Below are 24,105 nucleotides of genomic sequence, written 5' to 3' on the forward strand. Positions count from 1 at the left end.
AGCAGCCATGAGGACCCGCCTCCCCCTCCTCGCCCTCGCCGCCGCCCTCGCCGCCGGATCCGCCCTCCGCGCCGACGAAGGCATGTGGACGTTCGACAACCTCCCCGTCGCCAAGATGAAGGCGGCCTACGGTTTCGCGCCTGACCAGGCCTGGCTGGACCATGTGCGCCTCTCCGCCATCCACTTCGGCGGCGGCAGCGGCTCCTTCATCAGCGCCGACGGGCTCGTCCTGACGAACCACCACGTGGGCCGCAGCTCCGTCCAGCTCCTTTCGGACCGCCTGAAGAAGGACTTCATCAAGGACGGCTTCCTGGCCACTTCCCGTGACCAGGAGCTCAAGGTCCCCGGCCTGGAGCTGCGGACCCTCGTCTCCATGGAGAACGTGACCGACCGCGTGGCCAAGGCGGTGAAGCCCGGCCTGTCGGAGGCCGAGGCCCAGAAGGCCCGGCGCGAGGAGCTGGCCCGCATCCAGAAGGAGGTCCGCGAGAAGACGGGCCTCAGCCCCGACGTCGTCCGCCTCTACCAGGGCGGCGAGACCTGGATCTACGCCTACAAGCGGCACACCGACGTCCGCCTCGTGATGGCCCCGGAAATGCAGGTGGCCTTCTTCGGCGGGGATCCGGACAACTTCACCTACCCGCGCCACAACCTGGACTTCACCCTCTTCCGGGTCTACGAGGACGGCAAGCCCTACCATCCCGCTCACCACCTCACCTGGACCTCCACCGGCGTCAAGGCCGGCGACCTGACCTTCGTGGTCGGCCACCCCGGCTCCACGGAGCGGCTGGCCACCTTCGCCCAGATGCTCCACGCCGGCGAGTTCAGCCTGCCCCGGCGCATCAAGGCCATGGAGCGCCAGCGGGAGTCCCTCCTGGCCTACGGCAGCCTCTCCCCCGAGAACCGCCGCCAGGTCAACAGCCTCATCTTCGGCCTGGAGAACAGCATCAAGGCCTCCACCGGCTACGTGTCCGGCCTCCGCGACAGGTCCGCCATGGACCGCATCCGCAAGGACGAGGAGGAGCTCAAGGCCAAGGTGGCCGCCGATCCCGGCTCCGACGCCAAGGGCAGCTGGTCCGCCATCGAGAAGGCCCTCGAGGCCCAGAAGGCGCTCTTCGAGGAGAGCCAGTTCGCCAACGCGCGCTCCGGCGCCATGCTGGGGAGCACCCTCCTGGGCCAGGCCCTGACCCTGGTCCGCCTCGCCGACGAGGCCGGCCTCCCCGCCGAGAAGCGCCTCGACGAGTACAAGGACGCCAACCTCGACGCCGTGAAGCGCCGGCTGCTCAACGAGCGCCCCTTCTTCCCGGCCCTGGAGACGGCCCAGTTCGCCTTCGGCCTCAAGGAGGCCGCCGCCGGCGCCCCTCCCGCGTACATCAAGGCCATCCTGGACGGCCGCACCCCCGAGGCCGCGGCCAAGGCCGCCGTCGAGGGCTCGAAGCTGGCCGATCCCGCCGTCCGCAAGGCCCTCCTTGAGGGCGGCAGGAAGGCCGTCGAAGCCAGCACCGATCCCATGATCCGGATGGCCCGCATCCTCGACGCCCCCAACCGGGAGTTCCGCAAGCGCATGGAGGCGATCAACGCCGTCATCGCCGAGCACGGCGCCCGCATCGCCAAGGCCCGATTCAAGGCCTACGGCAAGACCGTCTATCCGGACGCCACCCTCACCCTCCGGCTCGCCTACGGCCCCGTGGCCGGCTATCCCGCCAACGGGACCCTCATCCAGCCCTTCACGACCTTCGGCGGCATGTTCGATCGCGCCGCGGGCTGGGGCCCCGAGGCCGAGCACGGCGCCTGGGCCCTGCCCAAGCGCTGGATGGAGAAGCGCGCCGCCCTCGACATGGACACCCCCTTCGTCTTCGCCCACGCCGTGGACATCATCGGCGGGAACTCCGGCAGCCCCGTCGTGGACCGCAAGGGCGAGCTGGTGGGACTCATCTTCGATGGCAACATCGAGAGCCTCCCCGGCCACTTCTTCTACGACGGCCGCGCCAACCGCGGCATCTCCGTGGACGCCCGGGCCATCCTGGCCGCCCTGGACAAGGTCTACGAGGCCAAGGAGATCGTGAAGGAAATCCGCGGTAAGTAGCTCCCGGATCCCTTAACCGAAAAGCCCCGGGGCCCCTCCCCGGGGCCTTTTTATTCCTGACGCCTGCTGGTAGATTTGAGGCATCCGTACTCTTGGCATCCCGCTCGGGGCAGCCGCCCCGGGGCCCGGCTTCCGGTCCGCCCGGAACCAGCCCGCATTCCAGGCGGGGGGATGCCCGGCTGGTTTTCCGGAGCCCTCGATGGCCCAGCATCCCCTTCGACCCCTGAACTGCCTGGCCCTCCTCGCCCTGGCGATCCTCCCGGGCTGCAGCGGGGGCGGGGGCCAGCCGCAGGTTCCCCTGGAACCGCCGACCCACCTCACCGCGAGCTGGTCCACCACCTTCGCGGACCATGCGCACCTGACCTGGACCGCCCCGGCCCAACCCGTCGACGGCTACAACGCGGAATTCCGGATCGATTCGGGCGGCTACACCCGGCTGAACACCGAGGGCCTGTACAATCCGGCATGGACCTACGGGCATTGGCCGATCCCGTTGTCCACCCTTCCCGAACTCACGCCCCTCTCCTTCCGGATGAGTTCCACGCGCGGGTCCGGGACTTCCGGGTACTCCAACGAGGCCAGCCTCATCGCGCCGCTCCGGGCCCCGGCGCGCCCCGTGACGACCGAGGTGATCGGTGGCTACAGGGTGACCTGGATCAACAACAGCCTTGTGGCCGATTCGCTGACCCTGGAGCGGGGCGTCACCCCGAACGGGTACGCGCCCGACGCCGTCTGGACGCAGATCCCCGGCGTCGCCTTCGGCGCCCTCGACTACACGGACTTCGCGGCCCCGGAAGGCGCAGGAATCTGTTATCGGGTGACCTACGCCAGGGGCGCGGCCTCGACCTCCTCCACCAGCCTGGTCTTCACGAGCGGCTTGAACGGGCCCGTCAACCTGGTGGCGACGCCGGGGGCCGATTCCGTCCACCTGACGTGGGCCAACCGGAGCACGGCGGCCGCCTCCGTCGTCGTCGCCCGCGCTTCGACCCTGGGCGCCGACCCGACATTCCTGCCCATCGCGACCCTTCCGCCGACGGGGACCTCTTTTGACGACGTCCAGGTACCCACCGGGTACTACACGTACCGGGTGGAGGCGAGGGCCGCCGGAGCCTTCGCCGGAGCCCCGAGTCCGGCCGTCAAGGTGGCGATCCGACCCGCCGCGGTCCCGGGCCTGACCGTCGTCCCCAGCATCCTCCCTGCCATGCCCAGCGGCAGCCTCGGGGCCCTGGCCCCCCAGGGGACCTGGTTCCTGGGCATTCCGCCCGGGCTTTCCTCGACTTGCCGGGTCTTCCATCCGGTCGATGGCACCTGGGTCACGCAGGCGTTCGCCAGCGCCACCCGGCTGGCATCGCCGGGCCTCGCGTCGGACGCCCAGGGCCGGCCCCACCTTGTCCTGGCCCGGCCCGTCGCCCAAGGGAGTTCTCAATCCGTCCTTGTGCACGCCTGGTTTGACGGGGGCGCTTGGCAGGAGGAGGAAATCACCCGGACCTCCCTGCCCACGGGCTTCGCCCCGCCGGCCTTCGTACTGCCGGCCGGCAGCCAGCATCCCAGCGTGCTCTTCCTGACCTCCGCCCGGGACCTGATCTACATGAGCAGGGGGGAGGACGGCACCTGGCAGTCGGAGACGCTGGATCCCTTCCTGCCCGTGGGCTTCGTGTGTGATCGGTTCACCCTGATCCTGGACGGGGCCGGCGCACCGGCCGTGCTCGCGGGGGATTACCCCGGACCCCAGCTCCTGCGCCGCACCGGTGCCGACGCGTGGGTCGCGGAGGCCCTTCCCAGCGGCCTGGCGGAGTACGGCGGACGCGGCTCGCTCGTAGCCACGGCGGATGGCGACCTGCACCTCTTCCTGGCCATGGAAACGACCTTCCTCAGCAGAACGTACAACCTGGCCTGGAGCCGACGGAGCGGCGGAGCCTGGAGTTCGCCCGCGACCCTGGTCGCCCTCCGCGACGCGTCCCCCACGCCCAGCATCCAGGCGAAGGCGAGCCCCGATGGGACCCGGGTGATCGTCGCCTGTCCAACCCCCCTGGGCAACACCCTGCTGGCCTTTGCCCAGGGCGCCTGGGCCCAGGTGGTCCTGGGACCCGCGCTGGAGCCGCCGCCGCTGCTGGGCTTCATGTCCGATGGGCGCCTGCGGGTCCTCCAGAAGGCGGGCTATGAGTACGCCAATGGCTGGTCGGATTACGTCCAGTACACCGAGCCATGAACTCCCGCCTCCGCCCTCGCATTGCTCCTGATCGGCCGCATCCTTTCCGGGTGCGCCGCGCGGATGCCCTCCCCGATCGTTGTCCGAGGTATCGATGATCTCCAAAATCCTTCATCCCCTGGGTCTGGTATCCATGCTCGTGCTCGCGGCCCTCGCCGGCTGCGGCAAGGGCCAGGAGGCCCTCGATCCCCCGACGAATTTCGCCGCGCATTGGTCCCCGGACTACGAAGACATGATGATCACCTCCTGGACCGCGCCGACCTGCGAACTCGACGGCTACAACATGGAATACCAGGTGGACGCCGGCCCCTTCGTACGTCTGAACACGGAGTACATCCACGCTGCCTGGACCAGTTCCTCGTTCCCGATGAATCTGAACAACCTGCCCGAACTGGTCCCACTCCGGTTCCGCATGAATACGTTCCGGACCCCCCGCGTCTCCGCGTACAGCAACGTCGTAACGCTCATGACCCGCCTCCGGGCCCCGAAGAACGTCGGGGCGTACTTCTACGCGGACCATGTCCAGGTCAGTTGGACCAACCCAAGCCTGGTGGCCGATACCCTCACCCTCGAGCGGGGCGTCGCCTCGCCAAGCACGCCTTCCGACAAGGTCTGGACCCGGCTTCCGTCGGTCCGGTTCGGGGATCTCCAATACACGGACCTCGAGGCGCCGGAAGGGATGAGCGTTTCCTACCGGGTGACCTACGCCAAGGGCGAGGCCTCGATGTCCGGCTATTCCAATTCCCAGGTGACGTCCATCAGCGCCCCCACCCAACTGGTGGCCACCCCGGGGCCGGCCAGCGTCCACCTGACCTGGACCAACCAAACCACGGGCGCCACCTCACTGGTGGTCCTCCGCCAGTCGGGTAAGGATGGGGGGGGCAGCCTGACCGAGCTCGCCACCCTGCCGCCGACGGCCACCTCGTACGACGATCTGGACCTGGCCGCGGGCACCTACTTCTACCAAATCCAGGCGCGGCACCCGGAACCCACCATGACCGTCAGCAGCCCGACCGTGCTGGGCGCGGCGTTGCCGGCCGCCACGCCCGGGTTCTCCCTCGAAGGCCTCTCGGTCCAGTGGCCGAGTGTCAACCTCGGGGCCCTTCGCAGGGATGGGACCTGGGTGATCGGTTTTCTGCAGGGCGGGAGCAGCTCCAGCCAGGTCTACCTGCCATCCGGCGGCACGTGGACGTCCCAGGGTTTCCCGAATGCCACGAAGTTCGCCCAGCCGGGCATCCTGCTCGACGCCTCCGACCAGCCCCACGTGCTCTACCTGCGCCCCGCCATCCAGGGCAGTTCCAGCCAGATGCTCCGGCACGCCTGGTTCGATGGGTCCGTTTGGCAGGATGAAGCGCTCGCCACCGGCGACTATGACAGGTTCTGGTCCCTCCCCATCCTGGCCAGTCTGGACCGGTCCGGGAACCCGGTCGTGGTGGCCCCGCTCTCCTCGGGGGTCCTCTCCTGCACGCTCAAAGGCGAGGATGGATCCTGGATGACGGAATCCCTGGCCGCAGTCCAGCCGCCGCTTGCGGGGGGGGCGATCCGGTATGCGCTGTCCCTGGACGCGGCGGGCGTACCCGTCGTCGCGATCGCCAATGCCACCACCTGGAACGTGGCCCGGCGCACCGGTCCCCAGACCTGGCAAGCCGAGGCCGTCCCCCTGGATCGGGCCACCGATACGTCCCTCTCCCGGCTGGGGCTCGCGGTGACCGCCGACGGGGATCTGCACCTCCTCGTGGGAAGGGCCCACCTCCCCGTAACCTCCCCTGCCTCCAATGAACTGGTCTGGGTCCGGCGCGCCTCCGGGACCTGGGGCGCGCCCACCGTCCTGATGACCGCCAGCGGCACCCTCATGCCCGGCGGGGAGTACCGGGTCAGCCCCGCCGGCGACCGCATCGCCTGCGCCGCGTTCGACGGCACGGGGACCCATCTCCTGGTCTATTCGCAGGGCGCCTGGATCACGCCGAACCTGGGCTTGGCCTATGGGGTGGGCCCCATGCTGGGGTTCACCCCCGAGGGCAAGCTCCGGTTTGTGATGGGGTCGCCCCAGACCCAGACGGACTTCCTCCTCTTCTCGGAACGCTAGGAGCCGCGTCCGCCAAGTCTCTTGGAAAATCCGTACGCGATGGGAGCGGCACTTGCCGGGGGTCTGGGGGCCCGGGGCGACAGTCGGGAAGGCACTGCCTTCCCGACGCCATAGGGGGCTATGCCCCCGATGGAAGTGCAGCGGCCGCTCCCCTCGGATGATTCAGGCAACTTTGCGGACGCTGCACTCGGAGCCTGGGCGCCCAGGTCCTTCCCCCCCGCTGCGGGCGGGACGCACGACCAGGAGGCCGGCGCGGAAACCCGCGGGAAACCTGCCTCAAGACCATGAAAATAAAAGGCCCCGGACTTCGATCCGGGGCTTTTTATGCCAGATCCTAGCTGGTACACTGGAGCCATCCCTTTCCATTCAGGACGCACGGGGCCGCCGCCCCGGGGACCCGGCTACCGGCCTGCCGGGCTCCGATCCGCGCCCCATGCGGGCACCCCACCCCTGGCCTTCCGGAGCCTCCATGTTCCAGAACCCTCTCCGAACCTCGATCTGCGCGGCCCTCCTCGCGCTCGCGACCCTCGCCGGCTGCAGCGGCGGCGGGGGCGGCAAGGGTTCATCCCTCACGGCGCCCACCAACTTCAGCGCGAAATGGTCCGAGGCTTATACGGACGAGATCGAACTGGCCTGGACCCCGCCCAGCCAGACCTTCGACGGCTATAACGTGGAGGGCCAGTTCGGATCGGGCAGCTTCGTCAAGCTGAACCTCAACAGCCTTCTCCCGTCGACCTGGACCGGTGCGAGCTACACGACCGGCACCCTGGGCCTGCCTGAACTCACGGCCTTGAACTTCCGCATGAACTGCCAGCGCGGAACCGACGTCTCCGCCTACAGCAACGTGGCCTCGGTCACCACGCCGCTCCGCGCCCCGACCTATCCCTACGTGGAGCAGGTGGGCGGCGGCTACAAGGTGACCTGGTACAACAACAGCGCCATCGCCGATACGCTGACCCTGGAGCGCGGCATTGCCAGCTCCTCTGCCACGGCCGGCACCGTCTGGACCCCCATCCCGTCCGTGATGTTCGGGGCCACGACCTACACCGACCTCGACGTTCCGGAGGGCGTCTATCTCTCCTACCGGGTGACCTACGCCAAGGGCCAGGCCTCCGCCTCCAGCGTCGGCAACAGCGTGCAGACCTCCCTCAGCGCCCCCATCGATCTGGTCGCGACGCCCGGGTTCGAGAGCGTCCACCTCAGCTGGACCAACCGGAGCGCGCGCGCGGCCTCGGTGGTCGTCCTGCGGTCCTCGGGCCTGGATGCCTACCCCTACTTCTCCGTCGTCGCGACGCTGGCGCCAACGGCGACCACCTATGACGATCTCCAACTGGCCACCGGGTACTACACCTATCGCGTGGAAGCCAGGATCGCGGGGGCCACCTCCGGAGCTCCGAGCCCGGTCGCGAAGGTGGCCACCCTGCCGGAGACCGCGCCCGGCTTGGCTGTGACGCCTTCCCTCCTCCAACTCCCGGTGGCCCTCTCGGGCGCCCTGGCGCCTGACGGAACCTGGATCCTGGGAACCTCGGGTTCCTCCTCGATGCCCTGCCAGATCAACTACCTCGTGGGCGGGACCTGGGCGGCTCAGACCTTCCCCAATGCCAACGCCTCCGCCGATCCTTGGGTCCTGTCCGACGCGTCGAGCCACCCCCATGGGGTCTACACCCGCATCGTCATGCAGGGGACCAACGATATGGCCTTCGTCCATGCCTGGTTCGATGGATCCGCCTGGCAGTCGGAGGAAATCACCCGTGCCGTGCTGCCCAGCTATGCCCCCACCCCCCTCACGCGCCTGGACGCCAATGGACATCCCGTGGTTCTGTTCATGGCCGCCAACGGGGGTCTGTCCTACGCCTTCAAGGCGGATAACGGCACCTGGACGACGGAGACGCTGGCCTCGGCCTTGCCGGCGAATGCGAACATCTCCTACATGGCCCTGACCCTGGACGCCTCCGGGGCGCCGGCTGTCCTGGTCAGTTGTTATAACGGAACGTGGGTGCTGCGACGGACCGGCGCCGGCGCGTGGGCCTCCGAAGCCCTGCCCACCGATGGAAATTCGTACGGCGCCTCCTCCTCGTTGGCGATCTCCGCGACCTCGGATGGGGACCTGCACGTGCTGTTGGTGCGCCCGCACTACCCCTATAACGGCGGCGACGACCTGGTGTGGAGCCACCGGATCGCCGGAACGTGGACCCTGCCGACGGTCCTCGCCAGCGTGACCACCAATATGATGGCCCTCCCGGTGCAGGTGAGCCCCGCCGGCGACAGGCTGGTCCTGTCCTGCCCGACCAGCCAAGGAAGTCTCCTTGTGACCTACGCCAGCGGCGCCTGGAACAGGGTCATCCTGGGACCCAGGCCGAACCTCCCGCCCTTCCTGGGTTTCACGTCCCAGGGGAAGGTCCGCGTGCTCCAGTCCACCGGATATCCCTACAGCGCCAGTTCGGCGCCCATGGATTACGTGCTCTATTCCGAGCAGTGATTCAGGCCCGGTCCCGCAGCACCCGTTCCACCGCCGAAAGGGGGTGGCGGGTGCCGGCCAGGTAGTCGTCAATGACCGCCAGGACGGCGGAGGATCGCGGCCTGCGGGCGATTTCCTCGCGGGTGAGCCAGTGGCAGGCGAGGATCTCCGGATCCCGCGGCCGGGCCTCGGCGTCCGGGGGGACCGACCCCGTGAACGCGAAGCGCATGTAGTCGCGGCCGTTCTTCGCCTGGATCTGGTAGACGCCCAGGAAGTGCTCCAGGGTGAGGTCCAGGCCCGTCTCCTCCCAGGTCTCCCGGACCATGGCCTGCCGGAGCGTCTCTCCCGGATCCACGTGACCAGCCGGTTGGTTGAACACCCGCTCGGGGTGAACCCCATCCGTCTCCTCGACCACCAGGAAGCGGCCTTCCCGCTCCACCACCACGGCCACCGTGACGCGCCAGCCCTTCGGCTCCTCCATGCCGGACCTCCCCCAGTCAGCTTGGGATCCCCGCTTCCCCGAAGCAACCCTTGACCTTCAAGCGCTCCGAAGGCAAACTGATCATTCGCCGGCAGCGGCATGGGCCCTTAGCTCAGCTGGTTAGAGCACCTCCCTTTTAAGGAGATTGTCGCCGGTTCGAGTCCGGCAGGGCTCACCACTTGAAAACACACCAAGTTCCACACCCCGGGGGGCTATCGTCTAGGGGTCAGGACGCCGCCCTTTCACGGCGGCAACACGGGTTCGAATCCCGTTAGCCCTACCAGCAGACACCCTTGAGTAATCAAGGGTGTTCTTGTTTTTAATCGGCACGGCTCATTGCCTGGCCGGGCGTGCTCCACGAAATGCTCCAAAATGCGGTGAGGTTCTGGGTCATGAACTGGGCCTTCCGCGTAAGATGCCCAGGCCACGTATGCAGGCCCGGACCACGGCCGTGATGGCCTCCGCGCGCCGGGAAACCTCCCCGCCGCCGCTTCCAGCCAGGACCTGGGTGACCAGATTCGCCTCCAGGCCTTGCCCCAGGATCGCCTCGACTTCATCTCCGAGTTCCGGGGGTGCGCAATTCCGGGCCCTCCATCCCAATACCTCGGCGCCCGCCAACCTGGGGTCGCCGCCATTCCGCTCCACGGTCTCCATGTGGTTGTCATAGAGGGCTTCCAGGCCGATCAGGTCTTCCGCGCGCTCCAGGAGTTCCACCAGATCGACAGCATCCCGTCCGCGGGTCACGGCTCCCCGATCCTTCCATGCCAGGGCCTTCATGAGGATCATGGCTTCGACCTGGGGAATCGGCACCACCAGGCCGGGCTCCACCTGGATGGATTGGGTGTTTCCCATGCCGACGTGGAAGCCCCGCACGTCCATGACCACATCCTTGTCCTGCGGCCAGCGGATGATTCCACCCGGGGATTCGAGGGGGCCGAAGGGGACCAGGTCCACGGGCATCCGGACGCCGAACGCTTCCGCATGCGTATAGAGGCGGTGCTGGATGACTGGATCCGCCTCGAACCCAACACCTTCCAGGAGGATCTGTCTGAAGGATTCGAAGGACGCCCAATCCTCCACCTGGATACCGAAATCCGCATCGCGCGTGGCCCGTCCGCGGGGCAGGCCATGCACGAAGACGAGGAGGATCTCGCGGGCCATGGCGCCCGTCAGAAGGTAGGGCGCGCCCAGGTCCCTGGCCGCACTGTCCACCCGGGCCAGGACCCTGACAAGCACGGGGTCCAGGTGGAGGCCTTCACGGAGCGGGATGGGTGACATGGATCATCCGGGCGAGGTCGACATTGCGGGGATCACCGCTGGCAATCAGGTCCGCATGGACCAGGAGGGGAGGCACCAGGTCGGCAGGATAGCCCGGAGGATTCGGGAAATGCCAGAACCGCTCCAGGATTTCCACGTCCCCCGCAGGATCGGGACGCAAGCGAAGGTGGGTGGCCAGTTTCTCGGGCGGCACCACCGTGTAGAGGATGAATCGCGCCGGCTGCAGGTGACCTGTCAAACGATCCGCCGCGACCTCGCCTCCCCACTGGGCTTGCAGGGGATCGAGCGTGTCCGTCGGCCATCCCTGAGGGCGCAGGGCGCGGTAGCGTCGCGGATTCAAGTTGGGCCTCAGCTTGTAGGGATAATTGGCGATCCAGCCCTCCAGCAGCCGGTCCTCCTGGATGAGCGCGCGCTTTCGTCCCTGGTTCAGGAGGAGACCCGCCTCCGCCAGGTCCTTGAGAACCTCCCCGACGGTGCCGACCGCGACACCCGTCGCCCTTGCGAGTTCCCTGTAGGGGGCTTGCAGCAGGGCTGGATCCGCCAGGAGGCCGAACACCACCTGGAGCCCCTTGCGGTTGAACCCCTTGAAGGTGTGATTCCGCGCAAAGCGATCCTGGTCCTCCGGGGCCCTGTTGCCGATGATGCAGAGGTGCAGCCCTGGGAGCCTGAGGTGAATGTTGCCGGCGCCATCGATGAACTGTAGGCCCAACTCCACGCACCTTCGGGCCAGATGGGCCGTGAGGTAGGGGGTCACCAGCACCGTTCCTGCCGTCTGCTCCATCCTGCCCTTCAGGAGCGCCAACTCTTCCGTCCGCTGGATGCGCCGGTCGATGACCTGCAAGGCGGCCCCTCCAGCCTGCCAGCGGACCTCGAGTCTCCAGGCCTCTTCACCGGGAACCTGGATGGCAGCCAAGGTTAGACCCAGCGCGGCAGGCAATGTCTCCTGGGCTGCTTCCAGGGTGGGGGTCCAGTTCGGGGCAGGTCCGGCTATCATGGATGTCCAATATTTTGCAGTGTTCATGTTTCTTGGACGATTTGCATTTAAGGATAAAGCTCGTTTGCCATCCGTCAAGCCGATTGTCCAATATTTTACATTGTTCATGTATCATGGACAAGATTCCGAATACAGCATGGGACACGCGCATCCTGTTTGATTGGATTTGTTTTTTATTAAAGCAAATAATAAGCTTGCCCATTTGAATGGCCAGGCTTGACCCTTTCACGGCGGCAACACGGGTTCGAATCCCGTTAGCCCTACCAAAGCAAGTGCAGGACATAGGAGCCGGAGAGACCCTCCGGCTCCTTCGTTTTTGGCCGTTTTCCTCACTACTTCCTCATTCGGGGTACCCCGGGGTGGGGCGAGGACTGGCGAGGCCGGGCGCCGCGGTGCGTGGTCGGTCTTCCGGGGCGTTTTCCGGTGGACGTCCAGAATGATGAATTGTTAGTGGGGCCTGAAGGGCGGCCACTACGGTTCAGGTCTTGAAGACATGCTCCCGGTGCCAGGCGAGAAAGACCGGATGGGGGCGGTGGTCGGGATGCTCAGGAGGCATCAACAGGCGGTCGGGACGGAGTAGCCTGCCCAGGTCGTCCGGCAGGCCTCGGGGGGAGACCAGGATACGCAGGTCATCCTCGATGGTCAGCAACCCACGGTCGAAGAGCCAGTGGAGGGTCCCGGTGAGCGCGAGGCCATTCCTTACCGAATCCGGGCCATCCGAGGCCACGGGACGGATATGGGCGGCCTGGACTTCCGGCCTCCCTCCCCCATTGATGAGTCGCAGGCCGGAGAATGCGCAGGTTTCCCGGTAGGCTTCGCGGACCTTGCGCCTGAAGGCCTCATCCCTGAAGGGACGGGTGATGCACTGGGCCACAAGGGGTCGGGCGTCCCAGGTTACGGCCTCTTCCGGAATGCCCTGGGCCAGGGCCGCGTCCTTGGCCTCCCAGGGGGCCAACTGGCGATGGAATCCCTCCCGGACGATCGCTTCGAATTCGGAGGCCGGGAGGGTTCGAACGGCACGCCCGAAGGCGCCCTTGCTTGTGCTCCCGTCCGATTTCTGGAGGGCGGATTCCCAGTAGGTTCCATGCCCTTGGAATCCCACCGCCCGGTCAAACTCCTGGTACCCGTCCAGGTAGGCATAGTGATGCTCTGGGGAGCGTGGGTCGGACTCTACACGGAGCACCCTGGCCATGGCGAAATAGGCTTGCCTTCCGCCCCGCAGGCTTCGCCTGGGTTCGTAGTAGACGATCCAGTCCCCCACCGCCGCCTTGACCTGATTCAAATAGGTCTGGGGGAAGTGGTACCGGAATTCCGGCAGGTCGTCGTAGATCGAGCCCACCGACGCGGTGAAGACTGCATTGGACATGATGGACCAGGCTACCAGGTCCCATGGTTGGCCGGGCATCTGGTTGTTTGCGCCTGTAGAACCCGATGCTGATCCTCGCCCACGGTCGCCGGCAAGGCGGACGCTCTGGATGACTATGGACGTCAATCCGCCATGACATCCGCGTCTGTATTCCTGAAGACCTCTTCCCGGATGATCCGCTCCGTCGCCTCTTCCAGATAATCCCCCAGGGCCTCGGCCAACTGGCTGAATTCCGGCCAGAGGATGTCGTTCACGAACCGGGGGACCACCGACAGCATGACCGTCGTCCTCCGCTGGCCATGCCGGCGGTAGGGCTTCAATCCGTACCTGCGGCAGAGGGCCAGGAACAGCCTCACCTGCCACCCGTCGGCCAGGGTGAAGCGCATCTCGATGGGGCGCTCCGTGGATTCGAACTCTCGCAGTTTCTCCAGGATGCGGTCCCGGGCGGCCATGGCCGCCGCGCGCTCCCCATGGGTGGAGGCGCCTGCGAACAGGGCCTCGATCTTCCGCAACTTCTCGCGCAATTCCTTTTCGGTGGTCATGGCTCGTCCAAGGTGTCGGTGAACAGGGCGCCCTGACCAGAAGTCTCTCCAGGCTGGTACCCCATGGACCGGTAAGTCCTGAGGCGCTTTTCGAACATCTTCCGGAAGACGGGCACGGAGGCGTCCTGGTAGTCGTAAATCCTGACTTCCTCCTTGCCTTCTCGGAGGCGGTGGAGGCGCCCCGCGTACTGGACGAGGGTTCCCTTCCAGGCGATGGGCATGGCGAGGACCAGGGTGTCCAGCCGGGGGTCATCGAACCCTTCGCCGATGTACCGCCCGATCCCGAGGATCAGCCGGGATTCCCGTTCCGGGACTTCGGCCAGCCTCTCAAGGGCGAGCCTGCGCTGCTTGGCGGGGATGCCTCCGTGGAGGATGACGACATGCTGGGCGGCATCCTGCAGGGCCTCCTTGAGGCGCTCCAAGTGGTCCTTCCGCTCCGTCAGGACGATCGGAGAGCGGCCTTCGCCCAGCGCGTCCCGGACGTCCTTGGCGATCTGGGCGTTCCTCATGGGGTCGTACACCAGCGCGGCGTAGAGGTCCTGGATCGCGCCTTCACCGAAGAACCGGGTCTCCCGCAGGACAAGGCGGTTGGCAAAGGGGTGGCCGTGTGAAGCGGACCCCTGGAAGCGGATCTCCCCACACTGGAAGTGAAGGAGACGCTGCAGGCCGTCCCGGCGGAAGGGGGTCGCGGTGAGCCCCAGAACGAACCTGGCCCGGACGGCCCGCATGACCCGTTCGAAGGAGACGGCGGGGGCGTGGTGGCATTCATCGACGATCACGTGGCCATACTCGCCCACGAGGTCAAGCACGCCTTCCCGGGTGGCCAGGCTCTGGATCATGGCCACATCGATCCTGCCGGTGGCCTTGTGCCTGCCGCCGCCGATCTGACCGATCTCCTTGGCGTCCAGCCCCAGGAATGCCTGGAGTTGCGCGCGCCATTGCTCCATGAGCGGCTTCCGGTGGACCAGGATGAGCGTGTTCACGCCCCTGGCGGCGGTCATGAAGGCTCCCAGGACTGTCTTGCCCGTTCCGGGCGGCCCGACGAAGATCCCGATATCCTCCTCCATCAGCGCACGCGATCCCGCCTCCTGGAGGGCGGTCAGGGTTCCCTGGAACTCCACCTGGATTGGCTGCCCTCCGAAGCGCAGATCTTCCACCTCAAGACGTGAACCGTGGACCGTGAGTAGGTTCTCCAGTTCCTTCCTGCAGCCTCGCGGCAGGGCGAGATGGGCCGGGTGGTCTTCGGCGGCACAGATGATTCTCGGAGTGCCGTTGGTGGAAAACCGCATGCCCTGTTTCTGGTAGAACTCCGGGTTCTGGAAGGAGGCCAGCCGCTTGGCCTCGGCCAGGAAAGCCTGGGGCAGCCCCGCCTTCTCCAGGAAGATCTGGCTGGAAAGCGTTGCTCCGACCCTTTCCGGCATGGGGCCCAGGACCGCATTCCTGGCCTTGCCCGAAGGTGGGCGCTCCCAGGGCGTCAATTCGTAACCATCCTGGATGGCGTCGAAACGCACTCCCAGGATCCGGCCCCGGCTCGAGGCCTTCTCGACGAGGGTTTCCACTTCCCCGGGCGCCATACGTTCCACCGTGGCGAGGTAGGTCCAGGGATCCGCATGGGGTTCCAGGGCCTCGTCCAGGAACAGGGTGTTGCCGGTCTTGCGGGCCTCGAACTGGAGGGGCAGGACGATCAGGTTTCCGAAGCCCCCCTTGGGCAAGGTGTCCTGGTTGGGGAACAGACGGTCATAGGAGCTCATGGCCAATTGATGACGGCTGTCCATGGTTTCGGTCAGGAGGAAGCTGCCGAGTTTGCGGGCGAGGATGGCCGGAACCGGCTCCCGGAAGAAGATCCACGCGTGCCCGCCACTCCCGGACCGGGACCGTTCGAGGGAGACGGGGACGCCCCAGGACCGGCACGTTCGGGCGAAGGCCTGCAGGTCCTCGCGCCAGCCTTCCTTGTCGAAGTCCACCGCCAGGAGCCAGCAGGTCTCGTCCCGAAGGAGCGGATACAGTCCGATGACATGCCTTCCCTGGAGATGATCAAGAACCACCTGGTCGGTCAGGGGCGCGTACTCCGGTTCAGGGCCCTGAACCAGGCAAACGGGGGAATACCCTGGTTTTCCCGCCCTTTCCGGTTTCCTGGAGAACCATTGGCGGGGGTAGACATCCTCCCGGCCACGGAACAGGCTCCTGAACAGGGCGACCTTGGATGCGGGGGTTGAAGGGCCGAGGGCCTCTCCGGCCCTTTCGGAAGAGGCATGGGGAACCTGGATCCGCCGCAACGCCAGGATTTCGGCCCGCAACCGATCCGCCTCCTCGAGGTTTTCCGCAAGCAGGCGTTCCAGGTCCTGCAGGCGCAACGACAGGGCGACTTGATCCATGCTGCTCCTTCCAGGTTCAATCTAGCATCTGGCCAGGATGCGGCGGGGGCATGAGCGAATACCAGTACTACGAGTTCCAGGCCATCGACAGGGCCTTGACGGCGAAGGAGATGGAGGAGCTGCGCCGCCATTCCGCAAGGGCCCGAATCACGCCCACCTGCTTCACGAACCACTACGAGTGGGGGAGCTTCAAGGGAGACGAGGACGCGTGGATGGAAAGATACTTCGACGCATTCCTCTATCTTGCCAACTGGGGCACGCGGATCCTTCAGTTCCGTCTCCCTGCGGAGGTCCTGGATCCTGTCAAGGCGGGGGCTTACTGCTTCGGAGAGGGCGCCAGCGTAAGGAAGAAGGGCGGGAAGACCATCCTGCGATTCGTATCGGAAGATGACCAGGGGGATGACGACCCCGAAGGTGCAGGCCATCTGGCTTCCCTGATCGGGGCCAGGGATGGGTTGATGAAGGGGGACCTGCGGGCCCTCTACCTGGGGTGGCTGCTGATGGTGCAGGGGGAGGAACTCGACGAGGGCGAGGTGGAGCCTCCCGTTCCGCCGGGCCTTGCCGGATTGAGCGGCGCCCTCGAAGGCATGGCTTCCTTCCTTCGCATCGACCCCGACCTGATCGCGGCTGCGGCCGCCGGCAGCGCTCCGCTCCAAGCCCCGGACCTGGAAAGGAAACAGGTGCGCGCATGGATCCAAGGCATGCCGGCGGAGGAGAAGGATCGATTGCTTACCGACCTGCTACTGAAGCCGGACCTGGGCCCTATCTTTACGCTCCAGGCCTGCGTGACCAGGGGAAACGTCCCGGAGGCCCCGCCGGGCCTGCGTGGAACCCGGACGGTGGCCGAACTCCAGGCACTCGCCCAGGCCCGCGGCGCCGATCGAAGGAGGCTGGAGCAAGAAGAACGTTCGAGGAAGCTCCGGATCCGCGAACAGGAGGCAGCCATCGCCCGGGAGGCGCATCTCGACCGGTTGAAGGGGCAGGAACATGGACTCTGGGGCCAGGTCGAGGCCCTCTCCGCGACCAAGGTTCCCAGGAACTACGATCGCGCCGTTGCCCTCCTGGTGGACCTGCGGGACATGGGGTTCCGCTCGAGGGCCGGTGATTTCGCAAGTCGGCTCGAGGCCTTCCGGACCAGGCACGCCCAACAGCCCTCCCTCACGAGACGCCTGGACAAGGCCGGCCTTTAGGGCTCCGTCAGCGCATGCATGCCCTGCATCGGCAAAGCCCAGTGTTCCCGTAGCGCACCACCCAATCCCGGGTCCGGTGACCGCAGTCCTTGCAGGTCAGGAGACCCTCAGTCTCCGGGCCCATGCGGGAGGGGCCGTCCCTGTGGTCCGGACACGAGGTGGCCGGGCCCGCGGCCTGGGCTGCAACGTCGGCCTCCTCTGGGGTCCTTGCCTCCTGGGCATCCTCTTCTTCGGGTTCAATGTCGTCATCATCCTCGTCGTCCCACCGGTCCCATCGTGGAATGTGGTCCTTTTCCGCCCTGATGGCCGCCTGGCGGCGCTTGCGCTCATCCTCCTCCCGCTTCTTCGCGGCGAGGGCCTCCTGGTGGCTCATCCATGCCTCATGTTCGCCCGGATGCACAAACTCTCCGGTCCGAGGGTGGAGCAGGATCGCCTCCAGGGGATGCTCCAGGAGGGTGGCCTGGTGGCCCTGGGGCGGGTGCCGCATCCAGATGCCGCGGCAGGTTGTGAGATGGCGCTTGGCGGGGTCCAGGAAATGGAGGGACTCGTCGCCGAACCCATACAGGCCGTCATAGGCGGAGTGTTCCGTCAATTCCCGGAGGGTCGCCGACAGGGTGATGCGGCCCTGGCCCGGCTCCTTCACGAGCAATCGCGCATGGAACACCGGATGCAGGAGCACTCCCAGTTTCCTGCAGGCTTTCAGCATGGCCTCTCGTACGTCCGGCTTGACTGCGGCGGGAACCACCCACCAGGCAAAGGTCGGTTTGCCAGCCCTTTCCACCCAGCAGTCCAGGGGCCGCGGAAGGCGGGGGGCCGTCTTCTCCAACTGGATGGAATCGGGGAACCGGACCCTGAGCCAGCCATACAGCAGGGCCCGACATTCGAGGACATCCAGAGAATCCTTGGCCCTGGGGCAATCACCGCCGGCCCGGTGAGCAAAATGCCAGATTCTCTCCTCACCGGCCCGGACGGTCACGGGCTGCCGGCAGCCTTCGCAGACAATCCGACCCTCCAGGGCCTCCCGCCGCAGATGGTCTGCCCTGGACAGACCGTCCTCCTTCAGGAGGATCACCTGGCTGGAATCGCTCGTCTGCATGGCGGTGAGCATTCTCGGCCTCCTGGAGGAATCAGCCTTTCAGGTCCCGGTGGCGCTTCACATTCAAGGTCTTCCAACGCAGCAGGGGGGAGCTTGCGATCCTGCGCTGCAGGTCGGGATCCGAGGTCAGCCATTCGGGATGGATCTCCCCCTCCTCCCAGATGGCCCGGATGAATTCCGATTCGTGCCCGCGCACGGGAAGCAGTCGGCGCAGGCCTGAACGGGCTTTTTCCAATTGGGTTGCCGGGTCAGGTTGCACATCGGAGGCCCGCAATAGGGGGCGAACCATGCGGTCGAACTCATCGCCGGCTGGATCGGCTGATTCCGGCGTGGCCGTCCTGAGGTCCAACGCTCGGCTTGCAGCCCCAACGATGACGAAGGGTAGCCTGAGCCGTTCCAGGTCCAGCCCGGGCTGATCGAAAAGGCGGGCGGCATCAACGATGTCCCTTGCCGCCGTTCGGTCAAGGAGCGCGATCAACTTCCCGGCCGCCAAGTCGTGAAGGCCCATCACCCGGACGTTCTTTGCCTGGAATGAACCCAGGTCCCTGGAATCCAGCCATTGTGGCGATTCCAAAGGCACCCGATGGAGGAAATTGAGGTCAACCTCAAGGCTTCCCCCCTGCCCTTGGGCGCCGGCGTAACGCAGCTGCCACTTCCCTCCGGCGTGATCGGACGGGGCCTTGCGGATGGTGAAGTCGTCCTTTTCGAAGATGGACCTGAGCCTTGCCTCGAGGCCTGGGCGCTCGGCCTGCATGTCCTCCTTATCCTCCGCGCCGATGTAGTTCAGGTCGATGTCCACGGAGAGGCGAGGGATATCGAAAAGGAAAAGGTTCAAGGCCGTGCCACCCTTCAGGGCGAGGCGATCCCTCAGGAACGGATCCTGGAAGATATGGTTGAGAAGGCTGATGAGACGGATGACCTTCTCCAGGGATTCGGGCCTGAAGCCTGTGGCTTCGGCCTCCTTCATCAGGCGTTCCACGGACAGTCTCACGACGGCTCCTCCCAGGCCCGGTTCCATAGTGCATCCGGCACGATCAAATTCCATCGTGCGGAAAGCCGGCCGCCCTTCTGCCGGTCCAGGTAGTGCCTGCCCTGCGGGCGGAGGTCCTCGAGTTGCTGCAGGCTGCCTCCCTCGAACGCGAAGTGGTCCTGGTGCTGCTCAAGGAAAAATCCCGTGAGCGCCGATGTGGTGGCGTTTCCAAGCAGGCAAAGGTAGGCGTGGACTTCCCCCACGTCCACCCATCGCATCTTCTCCAGGGATCGCCAGGCTTCCTCCCAGCCTCCGGAAAGATCCGGGCGATCCAGGCAGTCGACGAGGGTGCGGGCCTGGGTGGTGACAACCAGATCGACGCCGTGCCAATCCATCTTCTCCACTCCCATCTGGAAGGCGCTCCTGCCGAGGGCCCTCCTTGGCTGCACCGGGTGGAAATCCAAACCCCGGAATTGCCACCGCCGCAGGTTTCGTGGCACGAGCACCTGAATGGTCTCGAACGAAGAATGGGCCAGGCCGTGCATCTCCAGGGCCGAATGGTAGGCGAGGATCCCTTCGGGGAAGGCCCGATGGGCGACAAGGTATCCATCCAGCGGCGATCGTTCAGGTGTGCTTCCCGGCCTGACAGTAGCGAACAGGCCTCTCCGGATGGCCAGGATCCTGCCCGTTTCCTGGTGATATTGCAGAAGGGCATTGACGGTCTTTGGACTTTGAGCCCGTCCCGACTCCTCTGCGAGGTGGCGCACCATTTCCGTCCGAGTGAACACCGGGTGGAGCGCGAAAAAATCGGAGAGGGACATGGTTGAATCCAATATCTGAAAGTCCTAAAAAAATTAGGGCTTTTGATGCTCATTGTCAACTATGTCTTTTCACCTTGCTGCTCAGGACTTGGCTGGAACCCCTTGCAGACGGGCATTCGAGCCCATTTGGCTCTTTGGCTATTCAACATAAATCCTTGCAATGCTTGAGCCATGGTCAAACTCAAACTCAGTCTTTCACGGCGGCAACACGGGTTCGAATACCGTTAGCCCTACCAGCAAACACCCTTGAGAAATCAAGGGTGTCCTTGTTTTATATCGGCATGCCTCCTGGAGGAAGGGCGGCGTGCTCCACGAAATGCTCCAAGCACTTAGGCTCGGGAAACCGGGCCTTTTGCTTGCCATCGGGCATATGGCGGGCATGGACGCTCCGGAACGAGGGCGACCGACCCGGAAGGGAAGGGGTCTTTGGTCTGCGCCATTGCCCCGCCGTTGCCCGGGCGCCAGACCTTCATCGGTCCCGGGCGGGGGCCGGAGATACCCGAACCTGGGCCTTGGGCGGGTGTGGGGCATGCCGGGTTGCGGATTTCCATGCGGCCCGGAAAGCCCCATAGGGTTTGAAGCAGTCGCTGTCGGCGGTGTCCCACCAAAGGATCTGACCGTTGTGCCGAAGGACCACCAGACGATCCAGAAGGGTGGAGGTCGAAGCCTCGCCAACGCAGTCCGGGTCAAAGCGAACAGCGAACATGAAATAGCCTTTCGTCGACTCCTCCAGGTCCGCGAAAAGGCACCGCCCGTGAATGGTGGGCCAGACCTTGTCTTTGATCACCTGTGCGATGACCCGCTGGGCGGCGGCCTCAGGTGAGAGGCCCCGGACCAACGTCTCTGGGCGCGGGGCCCTGGGCCACCCGGGTGTTCCCTGGAGCAGCAGGGGCAGTCCAACGGACCAAACCCAGGGGTGAAACGCAGGTCTCAAGGGGCGACTACCATTTGACGCGGACGCGATAGGTCAGTTTGGCCGCCCCTTCCGGAGGCACCGTGACCATGAATTGACCTTTCCCGGCTTCGATTTTCTGGCAGGGATGGGTGCTCTGGATGACCTCCCAGTCACCGGGCATGGGCTCGATGACCTTGACCGTCACAGGCTCCTTCTTGGCGTTCCTCAGTTCGACTTCGAAAGCGCTTTCGTGGATGTTCCCGAATTTGCCTTGGCGTTCAAGCCGCTTGTAGTCGGTCTGCTTGCGGCGGGCAGTGAGGTCGAAGGCTTCGCCCATTTTGGCCTTCACCACTTCCCACTTGGGCGTGTGGTCGATGCGGTCCTCGCCGATGAACTGGGCCCGGCCCTCGGCGTCCCGCTTGTACATGCGGAGGATTCCCTTGGGGAGCGGCATGCCCAGGTGCGCAGCTTCGCGGTTGTCGAAAAGGACGTAGACGGCGACCTTCAGTTTGTCGCCCTGATCGGGGTAGGGGTTGAAGTAGTAGAAACTGTCCCCGTCCAACTGGTATTCCTTCCGGATCGGAACCCCCTGGGCCGAGAGGAGGGCGACCTGCTTGGTCTGGTTGTCCGCGATGGTGGTTGGGTGTTCAAGAGTATAGAGGTGGTACTCGAACAGCCCCTCCTCCTTCATCCGTGGGGGAGCCAAGTTCGAAACGGCAAGGCCATCCACGGAGAAATTGTTCCCTCTAGATCGTTGATCCTTGACGGTATGAACGTCGCCAGCCACCAGCTGCAGCTTCGCCTCCGGGTAGGCCGCCCCGCTCTGGTTGGTGAGGGTCACCCACGCATTGAGGTCCAGGGCGCTCTCGTCCGCCGTCAGATTGGCCACGTAGTCGGCCCGCCAGGATAGCCCCGTGGTCAGGTAGCTGAGTTCGACCTGCTGGGGGCCCAGGGAGCCGCTGTGAAGGCTCACGACCAGCGTGGGCTTGGCCCTGAGGGTCCCGGGGACTTTGGGGAAGACCAGGCGCCCAGGGATGGATGTTTCGATGCGGTCAGGGAACTGGAGGACCACGCCGTTGTTGGTGGCCAGGACCGTGGCCTCTTCGCGGAGTTCGCGTGTCCCCGCATTGTCCGGGTTGGGGAGGGTCCGTACTACGGTGACCTTGTCCCCGACGTATTTCTCGAGCAATTTTTGGGGGGTGAGGAGGTCGAAATCGAAGTTCTGCTCGGCCACCCAGAATCCTGTGGGCGCGGTTAGGTTCCTCAGCAGGGCCGTCTCCGGCCGGATCTTTGCCGAGACCTCCTGGAAGGCGAGTTTCTGGTCGCCCTTGGCAAGGGCCACCTTGCGCTGGTCCTTCACGAGGGCCAGGTTGTCGTTGTAGATGGTCACTGCGAGGGAAGTGTTGTCCCTCAGGGTTGTGGCGGGCTCCTGGGCCACAAGGAGAGCGGGGAGGGCGGGGATGATGAGGAGAGGGCGCATCAGGGCTCCCAGTGCTGGTCAGTCGTGGGATTCATCGTTGGCAACCGGCTCAGGTGCGGTCCGGACGGTGTATCGGAGAAGGGCTTTCCCGTGGGCCGGGACCTTCAAGGGGAAGTCGAAGGCGTTGGTCCCTGACCGCATTCCCCGGCGGCTCGAACGGAGCAGGGTGGCCTGGGCATGGACGGGCTCCCGCACGGTCACGAGGGAAGGGGTGGCGAGGGCGGAGGATACTTCGACTTCGATGGTGTAAGTCCAGGCGATTTGGCGCTCCCCGTGACCTTTGCCCTGGTTCGAATGGATGGCCCGCTTCTCAATCGGGCGGCGATCGACCTTGAAACCCCTGGCTGGCCCCAACGGCAACTCAAGGGTCTCCCCGGATGGCGTCATCGGAAATGTGGTGGCCGCTCCCACTGATTCAGGGATGGGAAATTCGAAGCCGGAAGGATCCCGGTAACGGATCTCCAGGTCTCCTGCCGGTAGGGCTCGACCCAGGTGGGACTTGGGGCTGTTGATAAGTCGGCCGACTCGCTGGACGCGGGGGTGATGTCGTGCGGTCCATTGGGCCATTTGCCTCTCCCCCTCATTGATCTGCTCCCATGCCTGTCCATAGGCGGCAGCCCCGTCCTCCGGGCCTCTGGGGAGGATGGGGAGGGGGGAGAAGGACACTTGGCCGGGTTCGGGCTGAAACGTCTCGGAATCCATGAAGGCCGAGGCACTGTCCATCGCGTAATCCGGGTACGGAGATTCGGCGAGCAAAGTCTGCTCGAGGGGGATCCGCCTCCCCTGTAGCAGAAGGAGCTGTTTTTTGGACCTTGCTGGGATTGAGACGGGCCTGTCCAAGGTGAAGACCGGGTACTCCGACACCTTTTCTTCCTTGAAGGCCGGAGGACCTGCGGCGGTGGCGGCAACACATTCGACGGTGGCTGTGTCGAGCCTCGGCGCATCGGGGTCGGGTGGAGGGTCATCGTCCACGAGGGTCGGCAATCCTGCGACCAATTGGAGGGTGGTGTCCGGAAGCGCGGCATCGCCCTCGTTTTCCACCGTAGCAAAGACCGTCAGGTCCAAATGGGACCCATCCGGGTCCAGGTTGGCCACGTAGTTGGCAGACCATTTCAGGTCAGTCGCCGAGTAGATCAAAGTCAGGTTCCTGGGGCCCGGAGACGGAGCCAGGACGTCCTGGAGGAGGGTCGGGGAGGGGCGGAGGCTGCCCGGGACCTGGGCGAAGGCAACCTCTCCAGGGGAGGCGGGGCGGAAACCCTGCTGCGTGGCGATGACGACATTCGGGTCAGGGGCCTGAACAAAGGCTCGCGGAAGCCGGGCGATGCGCGCCAGGGGGTCGGCATCACGCCGCAGGGCAGGCCGGAGGAGGGGCAGGGAGGCCAGGCTTCCCGTCGCGTCCCTGCTCCCATCCTTCCCCATCACCCAGGCCGGTGATCCAAGGCTCTTCTCCAACAATGCCCGGGGGCTCAACAAGTCGAAGATGTAGTTCCGCTCGAGGATCTGGACTTCGTTCGCCACGTCCACCAGGGTCGCGCTCTTGGCTCTGATCGTGGGGAGGAGGTCTCCGAAGGCAAGGCGGGACCGCCCCGAGGGAAGGTCGATGCGCCGGGTGTCGCGGATGACCGCAATCCCGTTCTGGTAGAAGGTCGCGCCCAGGTTCAGCCGGTCCTTGGCGGTCGTGCGGGTCTCCTGGCCTTGGAGGACAAGGCAGGCCAAAGGGATGGCATAGGGGGCGATCTTCATGGGGTTGAATGAAGTATCGCCGACATTGCCTGCGGAAG

17 protein-coding genes and 2 tRNA genes are annotated in these 24,105 nt (G+C 65.7%); 8 read left to right on the forward strand and 11 right to left on the reverse strand.

Annotation, left to right across the window (positions count from 1 at the left end; all coding sequences use genetic code 11):
• Nucleotides 1-7: 7 nt before the first annotated feature.
• The 4 genes from R2J75_RS04835 to R2J75_RS04850 all read left to right on the forward strand — a co-directional run bounded on the left by R2J75_RS04835 (nucleotide 8) and on the right by R2J75_RS04850 (nucleotide 8,857).
• Complete coding sequence (locus R2J75_RS04835; RefSeq protein WP_316411174.1) at nucleotides 8-2,083, forward strand: S46 family peptidase; 2,076 nt, start codon at nucleotides 8-10, stop codon at nucleotides 2,081-2,083.
• 199 nt (nucleotides 2,084-2,282) lie between these two features.
• The gene (locus tag R2J75_RS04840) at nucleotides 2,283-4,292 is read left to right on the forward strand and encodes a fibronectin type III domain-containing protein (protein ID WP_316411175.1); all 2,010 of its coding nucleotides are present in this window, start codon (nucleotides 2,283-2,285) and stop codon (nucleotides 4,290-4,292) included.
• Between the two features lie 94 nt (nucleotides 4,293-4,386).
• Nucleotides 4,387-6,378, forward strand: coding sequence for a fibronectin type III domain-containing protein (locus R2J75_RS04845; RefSeq protein ID WP_316411176.1), 1,992 nt, complete (start codon nucleotides 4,387-4,389; stop codon nucleotides 6,376-6,378).
• 469 nt (nucleotides 6,379-6,847) lie between these two features.
• Complete coding sequence (locus R2J75_RS04850) at nucleotides 6,848-8,857, forward strand: fibronectin type III domain-containing protein (protein ID WP_316411177.1); 2,010 nt, start codon at nucleotides 6,848-6,850, stop codon at nucleotides 8,855-8,857.
• 1 nt (nucleotide 8,858) lies between these two features.
• On the opposite strand, the gene R2J75_RS04855 is transcribed toward R2J75_RS04850, so the two are convergent.
• Nucleotides 8,859-9,317, reverse strand: a complete 459-nt coding sequence (locus R2J75_RS04855) for an NUDIX domain-containing protein (protein WP_243331581.1) — start codon at nucleotides 9,315-9,317, stop codon at nucleotides 8,859-8,861.
• Nucleotides 9,318-9,418: 101 nt separating this feature from the next.
• Here R2J75_RS04855 and R2J75_RS04860 point away from each other — a divergent pair.
• Nucleotides 9,419-9,495: transfer RNA gene (locus tag R2J75_RS04860), tRNA-Lys, on the forward strand.
• Between the two features lie 30 nt (nucleotides 9,496-9,525).
• Nucleotides 9,526-9,600 (forward strand) — tRNA-Glu (locus tag R2J75_RS04865).
• A 107-nt stretch (nucleotides 9,601-9,707) separates the two neighbouring features.
• Here the strand turns inward: R2J75_RS04865 and R2J75_RS04870 are convergent.
• Nucleotides 9,708-10,595 (reverse strand): nucleotidyl transferase AbiEii/AbiGii toxin family protein, encoded by an 888-nt coding sequence (locus tag R2J75_RS04870; RefSeq protein ID WP_279341908.1) that lies wholly within the window; start codon nucleotides 10,593-10,595, stop codon nucleotides 9,708-9,710.
• Nucleotides 10,573-11,436: a type IV toxin-antitoxin system AbiEi family antitoxin gene (locus R2J75_RS04875; RefSeq protein WP_243331585.1), complete on the reverse strand. Its 864-nt coding sequence runs from the start codon at nucleotides 11,434-11,436 to the stop codon at nucleotides 10,573-10,575. Before R2J75_RS04875 ends, R2J75_RS04870 begins: the two co-directional genes overlap by 23 nt.
• 61 nt (nucleotides 11,437-11,497) lie before the next feature.
• Between R2J75_RS04875 and R2J75_RS04880 the strand changes: the two genes are divergently transcribed.
• The gene (locus R2J75_RS04880) at nucleotides 11,498-11,749 is read left to right on the forward strand and encodes a hypothetical protein (RefSeq protein WP_243331588.1); all 252 of its coding nucleotides are present in this window, start codon (nucleotides 11,498-11,500) and stop codon (nucleotides 11,747-11,749) included.
• 318 nt (nucleotides 11,750-12,067) lie between these two features.
• Here R2J75_RS04880 and R2J75_RS04885 read toward each other — a convergent pair whose 3' ends face one another.
• The 3 genes from R2J75_RS04885 to R2J75_RS04895 all read right to left on the reverse strand — a co-directional run bounded on the left by R2J75_RS04885 (nucleotide 12,068) and on the right by R2J75_RS04895 (nucleotide 15,872).
• Nucleotides 12,068-12,955, reverse strand: a complete 888-nt coding sequence (locus R2J75_RS04885; protein ID WP_316411178.1) for an HNH endonuclease — start codon at nucleotides 12,953-12,955, stop codon at nucleotides 12,068-12,070.
• Between the two features lie 122 nt (nucleotides 12,956-13,077).
• Complete coding sequence (locus tag R2J75_RS04890; protein WP_243331591.1) at nucleotides 13,078-13,497, reverse strand: hypothetical protein; 420 nt, start codon at nucleotides 13,495-13,497, stop codon at nucleotides 13,078-13,080.
• Nucleotides 13,494-15,872, reverse strand: coding sequence for a TOTE conflict system archaeo-eukaryotic primase domain-containing protein (locus R2J75_RS04895; protein ID WP_279341907.1), 2,379 nt, complete (start codon nucleotides 15,870-15,872; stop codon nucleotides 13,494-13,496). The genes R2J75_RS04890 and R2J75_RS04895 overlap by 4 nt, the downstream gene beginning before the upstream one ends.
• A gap of 50 nt (nucleotides 15,873-15,922) precedes the next feature.
• Here R2J75_RS04895 and R2J75_RS04900 point away from each other — a divergent pair, with 50 nt between their 5' ends.
• Nucleotides 15,923-17,062, forward strand: coding sequence for a hypothetical protein (locus R2J75_RS04900; RefSeq protein ID WP_316411179.1), 1,140 nt, complete (start codon nucleotides 15,923-15,925; stop codon nucleotides 17,060-17,062).
• A 7-nt stretch (nucleotides 17,063-17,069) separates the two neighbouring features.
• Here the strand turns inward: R2J75_RS04900 and R2J75_RS04905 are convergent, their stop codons facing one another.
• The 5 genes from R2J75_RS04905 to R2J75_RS04925 all read right to left on the reverse strand — a co-directional run bounded on the left by R2J75_RS04905 (nucleotide 17,070) and on the right by R2J75_RS04925 (nucleotide 24,067).
• On the reverse strand, nucleotides 17,070-18,170 hold the full coding sequence (locus R2J75_RS04905) for a competence protein CoiA family protein (RefSeq protein ID WP_316411180.1): 1,101 nt from the start codon (nucleotides 18,168-18,170) through the stop codon (nucleotides 17,070-17,072).
• A 19-nt stretch (nucleotides 18,171-18,189) separates the two neighbouring features.
• On the reverse strand, nucleotides 18,190-19,149 hold the full coding sequence (locus tag R2J75_RS04910) for a nucleotidyl transferase AbiEii/AbiGii toxin family protein (protein ID WP_316411181.1): 960 nt from the start codon (nucleotides 19,147-19,149) through the stop codon (nucleotides 18,190-18,192).
• A complete protein-coding gene (locus tag R2J75_RS04915) occupies nucleotides 19,146-19,949 on the reverse strand; it encodes a type IV toxin-antitoxin system AbiEi family antitoxin domain-containing protein (protein ID WP_243331600.1) in 804 nt (267 codons plus the stop codon). Before R2J75_RS04915 ends, R2J75_RS04910 begins: the two co-directional genes overlap by 4 nt.
• Nucleotides 19,950-20,890: 941 nt before the next feature.
• Nucleotides 20,891-22,324 carry a DUF4139 domain-containing protein gene (locus R2J75_RS04920; protein WP_316411182.1) on the reverse strand — a complete coding sequence of 478 codons (1,434 nt, stop codon included), beginning with the start codon at nucleotides 22,322-22,324 and terminating at the stop codon, nucleotides 20,891-20,893.
• An 18-nt stretch (nucleotides 22,325-22,342) separates the two neighbouring features.
• On the reverse strand, nucleotides 22,343-24,067 hold the full coding sequence (locus tag R2J75_RS04925; RefSeq protein WP_316411183.1) for a DUF4139 domain-containing protein: 1,725 nt from the start codon (nucleotides 24,065-24,067) through the stop codon (nucleotides 22,343-22,345).
• Nucleotides 24,068-24,105 lie beyond the last annotated feature (38 nt).

Origin of the sequence: Mesoterricola sediminis (assembly GCF_030295425.1) — a bacterium.
Classification (GTDB): Bacteria; Acidobacteriota; Holophagae; order Holophagales; family Holophagaceae; genus Mesoterricola; species Mesoterricola sediminis.